General features: G+C 52.0%; 15 protein-coding genes. 7 read left to right on the top strand and 8 right to left on the bottom strand.

All coding sequences use genetic code 11. The features are described 5' to 3' along the window. The first annotated feature begins 133 nt into the window (after window positions 1–133). The 7 genes from J2125_RS01965 to J2125_RS01935 all read left to right on the top strand — a co-directional run bounded on the left by J2125_RS01965 (window position 134) and on the right by J2125_RS01935 (window position 7,065). Window positions 134–577, top strand: a complete 444-nt coding sequence (locus J2125_RS01965) for a PTS sugar transporter subunit IIA (protein WP_017800107.1) — start codon at window positions 134–136, stop codon at window positions 575–577. 33 nt (window positions 578–610) lie between these two features. Further along, window positions 611–877 carry a PTS sugar transporter subunit IIB gene (locus tag J2125_RS01960; protein WP_026111566.1) on the top strand — a complete coding sequence of 89 codons (267 nt, stop codon included), beginning with the start codon at window positions 611–613 and terminating at the stop codon, window positions 875–877. Window positions 878–905: 28 nt separating this feature from the next. Beyond that, window positions 906–2,168 carry a PTS ascorbate transporter subunit IIC gene (locus J2125_RS01955; protein ID WP_017800105.1) on the top strand — a complete coding sequence of 421 codons (1,263 nt, stop codon included), beginning with the start codon at window positions 906–908 and terminating at the stop codon, window positions 2,166–2,168. Between the two features lie 45 nt (window positions 2,169–2,213). Beyond that, entirely contained in the window at window positions 2,214–2,900 is a 687-nt protein-coding gene (gene alsE / locus J2125_RS01950; RefSeq protein WP_017800104.1) for a D-allulose 6-phosphate 3-epimerase, read from the top strand. Between the two features lie 362 nt (window positions 2,901–3,262). Further along, a complete protein-coding gene (locus J2125_RS01945) occupies window positions 3,263–4,243 on the top strand; it encodes a nucleoside hydrolase (protein ID WP_017800103.1) in 981 nt (326 codons plus the stop codon). A gap of 140 nt (window positions 4,244–4,383) precedes the next feature. Then, on the top strand, window positions 4,384–5,346 hold the full coding sequence (locus J2125_RS01940) for a lytic polysaccharide monooxygenase (protein WP_017800102.1): 963 nt from the start codon (window positions 4,384–4,386) through the stop codon (window positions 5,344–5,346). Window positions 5,347–5,466: 120 nt separating this feature from the next. After that, entirely contained in the window at window positions 5,467–7,065 is a 1,599-nt protein-coding gene (locus tag J2125_RS01935; RefSeq protein WP_017800101.1) for a lytic polysaccharide monooxygenase auxiliary activity family 9 protein, read from the top strand. Between the two features lie 10 nt (window positions 7,066–7,075). On the opposite strand, the gene J2125_RS01930 is transcribed toward J2125_RS01935, so the two are convergent. The 8 genes from J2125_RS01930 to J2125_RS01895 form a co-directional block, all read right to left on the bottom strand. After that, complete coding sequence (locus J2125_RS01930) at window positions 7,076–8,080, bottom strand: ribokinase (RefSeq protein ID WP_017800100.1); 1,005 nt, start codon at window positions 8,078–8,080, stop codon at window positions 7,076–7,078. After that, a complete protein-coding gene (alsK, locus tag J2125_RS01925; protein ID WP_017800099.1) occupies window positions 8,077–8,988 on the bottom strand; it encodes an allose kinase in 912 nt (303 codons plus the stop codon). The genes J2125_RS01930 and alsK overlap by 4 nt, the downstream gene beginning before the upstream one ends. After that, window positions 8,985–9,677, bottom strand: coding sequence for a D-allulose 6-phosphate 3-epimerase (gene alsE, locus J2125_RS01920; RefSeq protein ID WP_017800098.1), 693 nt, complete (start codon window positions 9,675–9,677; stop codon window positions 8,985–8,987). Before alsE (J2125_RS01920) ends, alsK begins: the two co-directional genes overlap by 4 nt. Further along, window positions 9,677–10,726, bottom strand: a complete 1,050-nt coding sequence (locus J2125_RS01915; protein ID WP_017800097.1) for an ABC transporter permease — start codon at window positions 10,724–10,726, stop codon at window positions 9,677–9,679. The genes alsE (J2125_RS01920) and J2125_RS01915 overlap by 1 nt, the downstream gene beginning before the upstream one ends. A 16-nt stretch (window positions 10,727–10,742) precedes the next feature. Next, window positions 10,743–11,732, bottom strand: coding sequence for an ABC transporter permease (locus J2125_RS01910; protein WP_017800096.1), 990 nt, complete (start codon window positions 11,730–11,732; stop codon window positions 10,743–10,745). After that, window positions 11,725–13,230, bottom strand: coding sequence for a sugar ABC transporter ATP-binding protein (locus J2125_RS01905; protein WP_017800095.1), 1,506 nt, complete (start codon window positions 13,228–13,230; stop codon window positions 11,725–11,727). Before J2125_RS01905 ends, J2125_RS01910 begins: the two co-directional genes overlap by 8 nt. Before the next feature lie 3 nt (window positions 13,231–13,233). Further along, window positions 13,234–14,217: a substrate-binding domain-containing protein gene (locus tag J2125_RS01900; protein WP_026111565.1), complete on the bottom strand. Its 984-nt coding sequence runs from the start codon at window positions 14,215–14,217 to the stop codon at window positions 13,234–13,236. Between the two features lie 74 nt (window positions 14,218–14,291). Further along, window positions 14,292–15,122, bottom strand: a complete 831-nt coding sequence (locus J2125_RS01895; protein ID WP_017800093.1) for a DeoR/GlpR family DNA-binding transcription regulator — start codon at window positions 15,120–15,122, stop codon at window positions 14,292–14,294. Window positions 15,123–15,166: the final 44 nt, after the last annotated feature.

Raw genomic sequence — 15,166 nt, 5'->3', positions numbered from 1 at the left:
CATTAAAAGTGTTAGCGCTAACAAATATTTTAACAAAAAACGATGTTAGCGCTAACTTTGTGAGGATTGTCACGGATCTTAGCGGCTGAATTCGTCAACATGCACAGCATCAGCAAAAAAGGGAAGACCAGCGATGTTATCTAATTGGCTTACACCAGAAAGAATTAAAATCATTGATCAGGTCACCCACTGGGAAGAGGCAATAAAGCTTAGCGCCGAACCCTTACTGGCCGACGGCGCAATCAGTGAAGCCTATATCGACGCTATTATTCGTTCGCATCATGAGACCGGACCTTATTATGTTCTGGCTCCCGGGCTGGCAATGCCGCACGCCCGGCCGGAGCAGGGCGCGTATAAAACCGCACTGTCACTGTTGCATATTAAACAGGGTGTCAGTTTCGCTGCTGATGAAAATGATCCGGTCTATATGGTTATTTTCCTCTGTGCGTTAAGCGGCGAAGAGCACCTGTCATTAATTTCCCAGCTGGCTGAACTGTTCAGTAATGAAGAGGATCTGGCTGCGCTGTTAAACGCTGATAATCAGTCAGCGATTGATGCCTTAATCGCGAAATATTAATTTACCTGTCAACCCATGTTATCTGAGGTGCCTGTGAAAAAAATTCTTATCGTCTGTGGTAATGGTCTCGGCAGCAGCTTTATTGTGGAGATGAATGTCAAAAAAATCGTGAAGGAATTAGGTAAAGAGGCGGAAGTTTCCCATACCGATCTGACCTCGGCAAAATCTGAGAAGGCCGATATCTTTATTGGCGCCCAGGATATTATCTCGCAGCTGGATGATGGCAGCCGTCTGGTATTTGGACTGAAAAACTTACTCGATAATAATAAGATTAAAGAAATACTCGCTGAGAATCTGTGAGTTTTTTCGATAAATACCGGAGTATATGATGCTTAGTTTTATCATGCAGGACGTGTTGGGTACCCCAGCGATTCTGGTGGGGTTATTCTCGCTTATTGGTTTACTGCTGCAGAAAAAGTCCTTCTCGGAGGTGATTTCCGGCACCACTAAAACCATTATGGGCTTTCTTATTCTGATTGCCGGCGCCGCGCTGGTGGCGACCACCCTGACGACCTTCAGTCAGCTGTTTGAGCACTCATTTAATATTCAGGGTGTGGTGCCGAACACCGATGCGATGGCCGCGCTGGCGCAGAAGAATTATGGCGCCGCTACCGCGATGATTATGGTGTTCGGCATGCTGATCAACATCCTGCTGGCCCGCATCACGCCGCTGAAGTATATCTTCCTTACCGGGCACCACACGCTGTATATGTCGGCGATGCTGGCGGTGATCCTCTCCAGCGGCGGTGTGAGCGGATTCTGGCTGGTGGCGATTGGCTCGTTGATCCTTGGTGCGATGATGGTGATTTCGCCAGCCATTCTGCAGCCGTTTACGCGTAAAATTACCGGCAGCGACGATCTGGCGCTGGGACACTTTGGCTCAACCGGTTATCTCTGCTCGGCGTTAGTCGGCAAGCTGGTGGGTAAAGGCAGTTCATCGACGGAAGAGCTGAATGTTCCGAAGTCGCTGAACTTCCTGCGTGATTCATCGGTGGCGATTTCACTGACGATGACCATTCTGTTTCTGGTGTTAGTGCTGGTTTCCGGCAAGGAATACACCGAATCACAGGTCAGCGGCGGGCAGAACTATCTGGTGTTTGCGCTGATTCAGGCGATTACCTTTGCCGGTGGCGTGTATATCATTCTGGCCGGTGTACGTATGGTTATCGCGGAAATCGTACCGGCGTTTAAAGGGATTGCCGATAAATTAGTGAAAGACGCTAAACCGGCGCTGGACTGCCCGACGGTGTTCCCGTTTGCGCCAAACGCGGTGATTATCGGCTTCCTGTGCAGCTTTGGCGCCGGTCTGTTAAGCATGTTTATTCTGCCGCTGGTGGGGTTGAGCGTGATTGTGCCGGGGCTGGTGCCACACTTCTTCTGTGGTGCGACGGCTGGCGTATACGGTAATGCGACCGGTGGACGCCGTGGTGCGGTCATTGGCTCCTTTGTCCACGGACTGATTATCTCCTTCCTGCCCGCTATTCTGTTACCGCTAATGGGCGACCTTGGTTTTGCCTCGACCACCTTTGGTGATGCTGACTTTGGTGTGGTGGGTATTGTGTTGGGCAATATGATTAAGATCTTCAATTAATCGTTGTTGACGATAAGTCTGAATTAATTAGCTAAGGAATCTGTCATGAGCGCCATGTTCAATCCCTCACTGATGTGTATGGATCTGACCAAATTCAGTGAGCAAATTACTGCATTAAACAGCCGGGCAAGTTTTTATCATGTGGATATTATGGATGGCCACTATGTTAAAAATATCACGCTGTCGCCGTTCTTTATTGAGCAGCTAAAGAAGGTCAGCACCATTCCGATTGATGTGCATCTGATGGTGGAAAATCCGGAAGAGATTATTCCGATGTGCCTGGAAGCGGGCGCCGATTATATCAGTTTCCATCCGGAGACGGCGAATAATAAAATCTTCCGCCTGATTAATGAAATCCATGATGCCGGAAAAAAAGCGGGTGTAGTGCTTAATCCGGCCACCTCCGTGGCATCGATTAAAGAGTATATTCACCTGCTGGATAAAATTACCATTATGTCGGTGGATCCCGGTTTTGCCGGGCAGCGATTTATTCCGGAAACACTGAATAAAATTGCCGAGCTGGTGAGGTATCGTGACGAGCATGGTCTGCACTATCTGACCGAGATTGATGGTTCCTGTAATGAGAAAACCTTTAATCAGGTCGCTGATTCCGGGGTGGATGTATTTATTGTCGGCACATCCGGATTATTTAATCTGGATGAAGATATTACGCTGGCATGGGATAAGATGGCCGCCATTTTTGAGCGTGAAACCGGCCGCGCAGTCAGTTAATTTTCCCTGCCACACGACGCTGGCCCGCATGACGATTTTTTGTCTGCGGGCTCATTATCCGCAAAATAACATTCTGTTTTCGGTCATCAGGTCAGATTCGGTCATTAACGGTCATCATTTCTTCATGCACCGATGCGAAAAAGCGGCCGTGCTGATGATAATTATGCGAATCAGATCACCTTTTCTTACGCTATTCCGCGGTTTTAAGTCCGTTGCCGACGACATCGCATGTATTCATTCTGTCTGCCGTTCTGTGGCAGAGAAACTCCTGATCAGTTCACGGTTTATCTTTGCTATTCCCCTTAATTTAAAGGTTTGAAAACACAGAACCTGCGCCCTGAAAAAATGTGGAGTTAAACCCGATGACGGCAGACTTTAGAAGAAAAATTATCCTCGATACTGACCCGGCGATTGGTATTCCCGGCACCGATGCGGATGACCCGATAGCCATTATGCTGGCAGTAAAAGATCCGCGCCTTGAGCTGCTGGGCGTGACCACCATTTTTGGCAACTGCCCGCCGGATTTAGGCGCACGTTGCGCGACTCAGGTGCTGGCATCCGCTGGCAGAAGCGATATCCCGGTGGCAATTGGAATGGCGACGCGCATGGGCGGTGATCTGCCGGAGTTGCTGCAACAGGCTTATGCTGGCGCACGCGGTCAGCCGGGTTCGATCCCGCTGCCTGCGCTGGAGGATGCGCATAATCATCAGCACGCCGTCGACTTTATTATAGAGACAGTGCTGGCGCATCCGGGTGAGGTAACGATTGTCGCCATCGGTGCGCAGACCAATATTGCGCTGGCGATGGTGAAAGAGCCAAAAATTTGCGCGGCATTGCATTCGATTGTGTTTATGGGCGGCGCGCTGGGCTTTAATGCCGAACATGGCCGCGGCAATATTACCCCGGTGGCGGAATGTAATATCTGGTTTGACTCGCAGGCGGCGGATATTGTATTTCGCTCGGGCGTCGATTTAACGATGGTCGGCCTCGATGTAACTAACCCGGCGACCGGGCTGGTGCTGGCGAAAGAGCCGGTGGCAAATATCAATGCCGCAGCATCACCGCTGGCGGCAATGTTTAAACAGGTGTGCGCCACGTTTCTTGATGCACCGATGTTTGAATGGTCCGAGGGATGTGTGCTGTATGATCCACTGGCGGTCGCCGTGGCTGCCGATCCGGCGCTGGGCCAGTTTACGCCGATGGCGATCGCCGTCGAGACTCAGGGCAGGCTGACGCTGGGTCAGACAGTGCCACTGCGCGATCAACCGGCCAATATGCGTGTCTGTACCGGGGTTGACGGTCAGGCGGCAGTGCGGGATATCGTCGCAACGATTCTGGCGTGACTGCGGGGGCGAGAATCTCGCCCCAATACTCTCGCTTCCTTAATTCTTAACAGGGTAAAGAATAGCCTTATTTCTGATTATTTCTGAATATGATTTTATGTTGTATGAAATCTATATTATTTTTTCAGGAATAGTTATTTATGCGTAAAAATACACTTGCCGTGATGATCCCACTCGCGCTGCCTGGTTTAATGTGGGCAACGCAATGTCTTGCAACCGGTTATGTCTCCGATCCTCCCGCACGTAATTTTCTCTGTAAAAAAGGCGAGAACCAGAACTGCGATAATTCATCGCTCTATGCCAGCGATTATATTGTGGCTGCAACTAATGCTGTCGGTTTTCCCGCGGATGGTCATATACCGGCTGGTGGCTTAGAAGATTATCAGTCACTTAATCGTGAAGATGAGGGGCTATGGAAAAAGACGCTGATCAATAAAGGTAATATTAATATCAGCTGGCAGCTCACTTCGCCGGCAAAAATCGTAAGCTGGAAATATTATATTACGCAGGCCAACTGGCGCGACGGCGTCAATGGCCAGCATCCGCTGACGCGGGAAAGCTTCGACGCCGAGCCATTCTGTGAAATTAAGGGGGAGGCACAGCAGCAATATCAGGGAATGATCACGCATCAATGTAAACTGCCTGAGCGCGATGGTTATCAGGTGATCTATGCGGTTGCCGATCTTGCAGCGGCCGCTGATGGCAGCCGCCGCAGTATCTATAACGTGGTTGACGTTGATATTGCGGATGTTACGGCCAGAAGCAACAGCGATATAAATACGCCATGGAAAAAAGAGATCGCCACTATCGATCGTGCCGATACAAACGGCCCGGTCCTGGTCAAGGCTGGGGATGTTATTCGCGCCCGTTTCTTTAGTCATGAAGGTGAGTTACAGGCGATGGAAGTCAGGCTGACTATTTTGCCTGGTGAAGAATCTGACTGGTCATATCATCTTGCCCGCGCAATTAATGAAAAATACAACAATATCCGCGCTGGCGTGCTGAATGAGAATGGCGATATTGTTCCCGAAAGTGAAAAGATAAACACTATTTTTGTCGGGGAGAATAGTCAGTTAATTCATGCGGAAGTTTCTTTTAATTAATTATTTTTTAATTTTGGTAGATTTAATATGAATACAGTCAAAGTAAAGTTATTGCCTGTCGCAATAACCCTGGCGCTGAGTGCAGGATATTCTGCAACTGCGGGCGCCCATGGTTATGTGATGAGTCCTGAGAGCCGCTCTTATCAGTTTTATGCCAAACCCTGGCCTGCTAATGAAATTGAAGCGCCGAAATTGCCTGCAGGTGGCACGATGGCGGCTGAGAATGCGTTTGAAAATAGTTTTGAATTCCCCGCCGATGGCAAGCTGGCGAGTGGTAATAACGCCAGTCGTTCACAAATGGATAATGAAGGCTATCCGTGGCGCATGAGCCCGATGAAAGCGGGTGAGCAGCAATTTAAATGGCATCTGCAGGCGATGCACAGAACCACCTACTTCACCTATTACATAACCAAACCCGACTGGAAGTCCAAACCGGGTTACGGTCAAAGACTGACCCGCGAAATGTTTGAGGATAAGCCGTTCTGCCATAAAATTTACGCTTATTCACCGACGCCGGCTCTCGACCAGTCGATGCCTGTGGCCTATACCACCCACACCTGCAACGTGCCTCAGCGTAGCGGTGAGCAAAAAATTTATGCGGTATGGCGGGTACGGGATACCGGTAATGCCTTTTACCAGATGATTGATGTGAAGTTTGACGGCGATAACCCGATTGAAGAGGTGATAGAGGCGCCAAAAGTCACCTTAAACCAAAACGCACTTAGCGTCGTGGGTACCGGAGATTGGGCATGGGGTTACCGGTTTACCGGCAGCAGCGATCAAAGCAGTGTGAACTGGAAATGGGAGTTTGTTGAAGGCGATAAGCGCATCTATCTGAAAGATTTCCAGAATAACGGCGCTTCAGCGGAATTTGTGGTGCCGAAAGGCGTTGATAGCGTATCCGCTAAGTACCGTCTGGTTGCCACTAACAGCCAGCAAAAATCCGGTGAGGCGATTGCTACTCTGACGGTGGAGAAACCGGCCGTCAGCATTACTGGCGGCAACAGCATGCCTGCGGCTTCTCCGCTGCAATTGCAGGCTAAAGCTAACTTCGCGAATGAGAGTTATACATGGCGTCTGCTGCGCGCTAATCAGGTTATTAGTGGCGGTATCAGTCAGCAGGGGCTGATCGCATCTGGTCTGGCAGCTGGCGACTATATCGCAGAAGTTACTGCATCGAGTGAAAGAGGGCAGCGTTCCGCTACCAGCACCCATGCGGTGAAAGTCACGACAGCGGTGGAGAATCATGACCAGGCGTTTATTGCGGGGCTGAAACTGGCGATGCAGGCTACCGACAGCGACGCCAGCGTCACGTTCAGTGGCGGGGCGAGTTCTGATACAGCGCCAACCAGCACCCCGCTGTACCAGTGGACACTGCCGTCTGGCGCTCAGGGGGGGAGTCAGGGCGCAGCGCAGCAGCACTTTGCGCTGAGTAAAACCAGTCAGGTGCAGAATCTGCAGGTGAAAGTGAAGGTCAGCGCAGGCAGCCAGTCCCGCGAACTGGCGCAGAGCATCACGGTGCCGGCATTAACGCCACCTGGCGATGCTGAAGGCTATAACGCCAGAATCAGCTACCCCGGCAAATGCACCAGCGTCAGCTACAAAGGGCAAATCTGGCAGAACCAGTGGTATGTAAACCCGGGCCAGGAAGAGCCAGGCACCGGCGGCGCCTGGGGAGCATGGCGGGCGAAGAATGCCGTCAATAATACCTGCCCCTGATCGTGAGTTGTTAATCTGCCGCTGTTTGCGGGCTGTGGGGGAGGGGATTCCTCCCCCCATTGCAGCCCTGGAGCGCGCTCACCTTTAACTGCGGATACTGTTGCATTCTTTCCAGTACTTCGGCATAACGCGGCATCCCCTGCGCGGCGCCGATATTTTCCACACTCACCGAGGCATAAGCCGAGGCAAACAGCGCCGCAGTTTCCAGCGCATCCCCCGAAGCCAGACGCGCCGCTAACGCGCCATTGAACGCATCGCCAGCACCGGTCGTATCTTTGGGCTGCGCCGGATAAACCGGCACCAGTGACATCACGCGGTCAACTGACAGCAGCGCGCCCTGCATCCCCAGCGTAATAATCAGCTGTCCAACCCCCTTATCGTGCAGGATCATCGCCGCCCGTTGTGCGCTGGCCAGATCGCTGACGGTAATCCCGCTCAGCTGCGAAGCCTCGGTGCTGTTGGGGGTCAGGAGATTGACTTTATTCAGCAGCGCATCGCTGACTTTCTGCCATGGCGCGGGATTGAGAATCACAAAGGTGCCGCTGTCGCGCCCGATATCGATCATGCGCTGAATGGCGCTCAGATTATTTTCCAGCTGTAATAGCAGAATATCTGCTGCGGCAATCGTCGGCTGGCAGCGCTGGGTTTCGGCGGCGGTGACGGTTAAATTTGCTCCCGGATAGACCGAAATCATATTCTCCGCATCATCACCGGCGACGAAGATCAGCGCGTTGCCGGTGGGTTTCTCTTTACAGGTAAACAGGGTGATGGCGTCAAAACCGGTATTTTCCAGGTGGCGGCGGGCAAAAATACCGTAATCGTCGTTGCCGATTTTGCCGATATAATGCACCCGCGCGCCAGCGCGCAGCGCCGCGGTGGCCTGATTAGCCCCTTTGCCTCCGGCACCCATCATACTGCTATGGGCCACCAGTGATTCACCGGGCTGCGGAAAGCGCGCCATACCGGCGACAATATCCAGGTTAAAAGAGCCGAATACACATACTCTGCCTTTCATAACACCCTCCTGAAATGTCGTTCTGCTGCATAACAGGCGCCGCGACAACCGGTATAGTCGGTGGCTTTACTGAAAATAATCTTTAGCCCATCACGGGTGACGGGCGGACGCAGATGCTGAATAATCTGCTCGCGCAGGCTGGCCAGCGGGAAGTCGCTCATCCCCAGCACGCCGCCGCCAAGGATCAGATACTCCGGGTCGAGAATATTTATCTCAATGGCAATCACCTGCGCCAGACGTTGCACAAACGCCTGCAGATCAGGGTGCGCATGATGGCGGCTAAACAGCTGCGCCATTGCGGTATCCGGCACATGCTGTTGCGCCCAGCTACTCAGCCAGTGGCCGGAGGTCACCGTCTCCACGCAGCCATGATTGCCGCAGGGGCAGGGCAGCGGCGTGGCGGCTGAAGCGCTGTGCAGCAGCGGAATATGGCCTAATTCGCCGGAACTGCCGTGCTGGCCATGGTAGAACTGACCATTCAGCCACAGGCTGTTGCCCAGCCCGGTGCCCGGATAGATGCCGACCGCATTATCCGGCAGCTGTGGCAGCTCCATCAGATCCCACAGCATCAGATGGTTAACATCTTTATCCATCGCCACCGGAATCCCGATCTGTTCGCTTAGCAGCTGAGCGATGGGCTGATGGTCCAGCGCCTGAATAAACGGTAGCGACAGCACCTGACGGCGGTCGCGGCTGAGGATGCCGGGCAGACCCAGCATCACGCCATGAATATGCTGTTTTGCCACCGCCGCCCGAATCAGCCCGGCCAGGGTCGACAGCGCATCATCAGCGGTTGCCCAGCTGCGGGTGGCGATTTTATCGAATCCCTGCCACTGGCGATCGCTGTCCATAATCTGAAACCGGGTGCTGGTGCCGCCAATATCTATGCCCAGCCAGGATTGTGTCATGCGGTCGCTCCTGGCGCATTCTGAGCCTGCTGAATGTTGTGGCTCATGGTGTCCCACGCCGTTTCAAGATTATCGTCGAGGTTAAACAGACCGGAGGTGCCGACAATCAGTACTTCCGCCCCGGCGCCCAGCAGGGTGGAGTAGGTTTTGGTGTTGCAGGAACCGTCGATTTCAATCAGGTATTTGTGACCGTGCTGCGCTTTCAGCGCTTTCAGCTCGACCACCTTCTCCACCATTTCCGGGATAAACGGCTGACCGGCGTAACCTGGATCGACAGTCATAATGGTGATTTTATCCAGCAGATGAATATAGTGATGGATAAAGGAGACCGGGGTTGCCGGGTTTAATACCACGCCAACCTTTTTATTTAATGCGCGGATCTGGTTAATCACCCGGAAGGCATCTTTATTAATGGTTTCCGCATGCGGGCAGATATAATCGGCGCCCGCTTTAGCCACGGCGTCAATAAAATCAGTCGGCTGTTCCACCATCAGATGGACATCGATCTGCAATGGCGTGTGTGGACGGATCTGCTCAATAAAAAAGGGCGACAGCGTAATGTTTTTAACAAAGTGCCCATCCATAATATCAACATGGAGGAAATCAGCGCGCGTATTCAGCACATGCAGCTGCTGCTTAATTTCCATCAGGTTCATACACATCAGAGAAGGGGAGATTTTAGTACGCATCAGATTTCCTTTTTATTAGTCAGAGCAGTCTGTTGGGCAGATTGCGCACTGCGACGCATTGCACGATGTGCTGCATAATGAGAATTAAAATATTTGATTGCCAGCACCACAATCAGCACCGCCCCCCACATGGCGAGACTAAAATGCTGACTGATATTCATCAGGTTAAAGCCGGTGGATAATACCTGCAGGACGATCAGCGATAACACCACGCCGGTGACCTTGCCGAATCCCCCATTGGGATCGGTGCCGCCGAGAATAATCGCCAGCACGGTCAGCAGCAGATACGAGTCGCCGTAACCGATACGCGCCGAGTTAAAGCGCGCCATCATTACCAGACCGGCCAGCACGCAGAGCAAGCTGGAGATGACATACACCATAATCAGCATACGGTGAGTATTGACGCCGCTAAACCAGGTGGCGTTGATATTGCTGCCGCCCATATAGATGCATTTACCGGCGCGGGTTTTGCCAAGGAACAGCGCCATCGCCGCAGCGGCGATAATAAACAGATACAGCGGCAGCGGGATGCCCAGCAGGGTGCCGGAACCAAAGATGCGCACCACTTCCGGCATGCCGCTAATTGAAGTGCCTTTAGTCAGATAAATACCAATCCCTTTTACCGTCATCATGGTGGCGAGGGTTACCAGAATCGGGTGCGCGCCAATCCGCGTCACCATCAGCCCGGTAATCACGCCAATCACCGTGGCGATCATCGCCGCGCCAATAATACCGAGGGTCAGCCACAGCAGTTGCATCGCGATACTGGCATCAGCCGGTAAATAACTGATCAGGATCCAGGCAATAAACAGACTGGTAATATTAGCGGTGGCGATAATACAGAGATTCAGTCCGCCGCTGAGAATGGCAATAAACATCGCCAGCGTCAGCAGGCCAATTTCCGGCAGCTGAAACGCAATGCTCATAAAGGTTGGCGCAGTTAAAAAGCGTCCCGGTAATAACAGGCTGAAGGTTAATACCGCCAGCACAATAAGCAGCAGCAAACCGCCCTGAACACCGTCAGGTTTAAACATATGCAGTCGTTTCATTTACCTCTCCTCGATGTCAGATAAAGCTGACGTCGGTCTCTTTACGCTTTTTATAGTGAGTAATAGCGATGGCTAACATAATGACGCTGCCAATAACGATATTCATAAAGTAGTCAGAAACGCCGATCAGATTGAGACCGTTTTTCAGGATGGCAATCAGGAATACCCCCATCAGGGTGCCGGTGACCGTACCTTTACCGCCCATCAGACTGGCGCCGCCCAATACCGTCGCCGCCAGTACGTCGAGTTCACCGCCGACTAACGCATTCGGCACCACTTCGCCCATCCGGTAAACCTGCACCAGGCCGCCAATCGCCGCCAGCGCGCCGAGATAGCCGTAAGCAAAGATATGGATCAGGCCGACGCGGATGCCAATGCGGCGCGCCGACTCCTGGTCGCCGCCAACCGCATACAGCTGACGGCCAAGATGGGTTTTATTCAGTAATACCCAGGTCAGCGCGGCGATACACAGCATCACCAGCAGCGGCAGACCGATCTGGAAGCTCTGACCATTTACCTCAAACGGCAGCACGCTGCGCAGCGTCGTCCACCACTCCGGCAGGGAGTAGAGACTGCGGCCATCGGTCAGCCACATCAGCATGCCAAACAGCAGCGACTGCATACTGATGGTGATAATGATCGAGACAATGCGTAACGAGTAGATCAGGATGGCATTGATAATGCCGAACAGCATGCCGGTTAAAATCGCCAGCGTAATGCTCAGCAGCGCGCTATCAAACTGAAACTGTATAAACAGGGTGGCGATAAAGTACTGCACCACTGAAGCCACGGCGGCAAAGGAGATATCAATTCCGCCGGTAACCAGCACCACAAACAGGCCAAGAGCGAAGATGCCGGTGACCGCATAAGTCTCCGTCAGATCGAGTAAGTTCTGGATAGTGAGAAACTGGTCACTGGAAAAAGAGAAAACCGTGAAGCAGCACACCAACACCCATGCCAGCCAGCCCTGACTGGACTGCGGTTTAAAGAAGGATAAATCAGGCATTGATCACCTCTGCAAGCGTATGTTGCGCGACGCTACCTGGCTGATACTCGGCAGTTACCGTGCCATCGCGGAAATGAAGAATGCGATCGCAGTTGTAATAGACTTCAGGCACTTCATCGGAAATAAGAATGATGGCTAATCCTTCCAGCGCCAGCTGGTGGATCAGACGGTAGATACTGGCTTTGGCCCCGACATCGACGCCAACAGTAGGAGAGTCGAGAATCAAAATTTTCGGCTGCGTCAGCACCCATTTCGCCAGCACAATTTTTTGCTGGTTGCCGCCGGAAAGGGTGGAAATCGCGTTATTCGGGTCGGCAACGCGCACGCCTAACTGATTGATCCAATCAAGGATTAACTTGTTTTTGCGGTATTCATCGATGATATGGAAACGGTTACGCAGCTGGTCGAGAATCGACAGCACCATGTTGTCGGCCACTGACTGCTGCTGGATCAGGCCAAGGGTGAGGCGGTCTTCGGAGACATAGCCGATACCGCTTTTAATCGCATCTTCATGACCACGGAATTTTACCGGCTTACTGTCGAGCCAGATTTTGCCGCTGTCCGGCTGCGTCATACCAAACAGCGACAGCGCCAGCTCGGTGCGTCCGGAACCGAGCAGGCCGCACAGGCCAAGCACTTCACCGGCGCGCAATGTGAAATTGACATTGTTGTACTGGCCGCTGCGCGACAGATTTTCCACTTCCAGCAATACCCGGCCTTCGACGGCGTTGGGGGTTTTGAGCTGATAATCGAGTTTCAGCCCGGTCATCAGCTCGGTAAGGCGGTGGCTGTCGATTTCACAGGCGGGCCAGGTGCCGATTTTACGGCCATCGCGGATCACCGTGACGCGGTCGGAGATCTCCAGTACTTCATCAAGGCGATGGCTGACAAACACCACGCAGATATTCTTCTCTTTCAGATAGCGTACGGTACGCAATAACTGATTCACTTCGGTACGGGTGAGGGAGGCGGTCGGCTCATCCATAATCACCAGTTGCGCATCGGCGACCAGCGCGCGGCAGATCGCCACCTGCTGGCGCTGTGCAATCGACAGCGCCGAAACGTTGGCATCCAGTTGCAGATTAAACTGCAGTTCGTCGATTACCCGCTGAGCGGTCTGACGCAGCTGTTTCGCGTTATACCAGCCCAGCAGGCCATTCAGGTTATGTTCAAAGGCGATATTTTCCGCCACGCTGAGATTAGGGAATAATGAGAGATCCTGATAGATCACCTGAATACCAAACTCACGCGCTTTTTTCGGCGTCAGACGCGGAAAGCTTTCACCGTTACCCAGCGTAATGGTGCTGCCGCTATCCGGGGCATGCACCCCGGAGATGATTTTAATCAGCGTACTCTTACCACAGCCGTTTGTGCCGGCCAGGCAATGCACTTCGCCAGCCATCAACGAAAGTGACAGTTCACTTAATGCCCGGTTGCCGCCAAAGGTTTTTGACAGGTTTTCCAGCACAATGAGCTGGCGTGGTTCGATTGGCTTCATAGCTTACAGTCCCAGTTTGACCAGTTTCGGCAGGTTAGCTTTATCGAGGCTCTCGGTGCTGTTACCGAGGATGGTGTGGGTCTTCTCATCCACTTTCACTTTGCCCAGCCCTTCAATGGTCATACCGTCGGTAAACGCCTCTTTCTTATGTGCCATATCGGCGATGCGGATAAACACTTCACCGGCAGTCAGTGGGTTCCAGATATAACCGCCTTTAATTGCGCCACGGTTGACCAGTGAGGCACCCTGGCTTGGGCTGAAGGCGCCAATTACGCACACCTTGTCGATCTTCTGCCGGTTCATCACCGCACGACCGGCGCCAATCGGGCCGCTGGAGCCAAACGCCATCAGACCTTTCAGATCCGGATATTTCGACATCAGCTCATTGGTGGTGCGAATGGAGTCATCCAGTGATTCGCCGACGCCAAATTTGTCACCGACCAGCTGCATTTTTGGATAGTGTTCTTTCTGATAAGCGATGGCTGAATCCGCCCACTGGTTATGCAGCGGAATCGTCAGGCCGCCGATATACATGGCGTATTTGCCTTCTTCTTTCATGCATTCGGCAAGTTTTTTCATATTGGTGATGCCGTAGGTGGTTGAATCAACCAGCTCGAAATCCCAGTCGGCATATTTCTGGTCCGGGGATTCGTGGGTAATGACCAGAATACCGGCTTCTTTCGCGCGTTTTAATACCGGCTCAAGCACTTTAGGGTCGTTGGGCACCACGCCGATAATATCGACTTTCTGCGCAATTAAATCTTCAATGGCACGTACCTGTAATGCCGGGTCAGCCGACGTCGGGCCAACCTGCCATGCATCAATACCGCGTTTGGCCGCTTCACTTTTAATTCCGCTTTCCATGGCGTTAAACCATGGAATACCGCCAACTTTAACCACGATACCCATACGCAATTTATCTGCGGAGTGAGCGAAACCAGTAGCGAATAACGACATCAGGGTACAGGCAATAAGTGTTCTTTTCATTTTCTCTCCGATATACCCGGCGTACCTGAAGTGGCTACTCCAGGTAGTATGGATAATATTATTTTAACAACGGATCAGTAATTGATTATTTGCGTGGCCTGCGGACGTTGGGAGCAGTCAATAATATTGACGCCGTTCCACGCTAATTCTTGTTTTAATTCTTTGTCTTTCATACTGTCGGTGATAAGGAAGTCCACTTCGCGGTAATGACAGATACGCGCGAATGAGGGGTTAAGAAACTTACTGGAGTCCAGTAACAGAAACTTGCGCTCCGAGGCCAGCAACATCTGCTGTTTCAGATGGGCATTGTTTTCATGCCCTTCACGCAAGTAGCCGTCATTATCCAGACTACGACAGGAAAAAAAGATCTTATTGATCAGGAAGTCTTTTAATGGCTGTTCTGCGACTAAACCATTAAAGTCTTCATAACGTATTGAGTATTCGCCCCCGAGACAGATGGTGCGAATATTTCCCTTTGGTGCCAGCGTTTGAACATTACGTAACGAATTCGTCAGTACAGTTAATTCTATATCCGGTAACTGGCGCGCCAGAAACCAGCTGGTGGTGCTACTGTCCAGTAATATACAGTCGCCGGGGCTGATAAAATCGAGCGCCCGTTTCGCAATCTGCATTTTTTGCTGCACATTATCATTCATCCGTTGGCTGAATGATAAAGCATGTTCTTCCGGCCGGCTGACCGGGGCGGCTAAATTACCCACACTGCGTTGGGCGGTTACTGCACCACCATGACTGCGGTTCAGTAAGCCTTTTTTTTGCAATGCCGCTAAATCACGACGAATAGTCTCTTGCGATACCTTGAGCCGTTCAACTAACTCTGAAACCAGAATTCGGCCATCTTTATTGAGTTCTTCAATAATCAGGCGCTGGCGTTCAATTGGCATCATGGTGACCTCCGGTTGACATTAAGATTAAGGAAAATCAGACGTAA

This window comes from Winslowiella toletana (assembly GCF_017875465.1).
GTDB lineage: Bacteria > Pseudomonadota > Gammaproteobacteria > Enterobacterales > Enterobacteriaceae > Erwinia > Erwinia toletana.
This window is presented reverse-complemented; position numbering and strand designations above follow the sequence as displayed.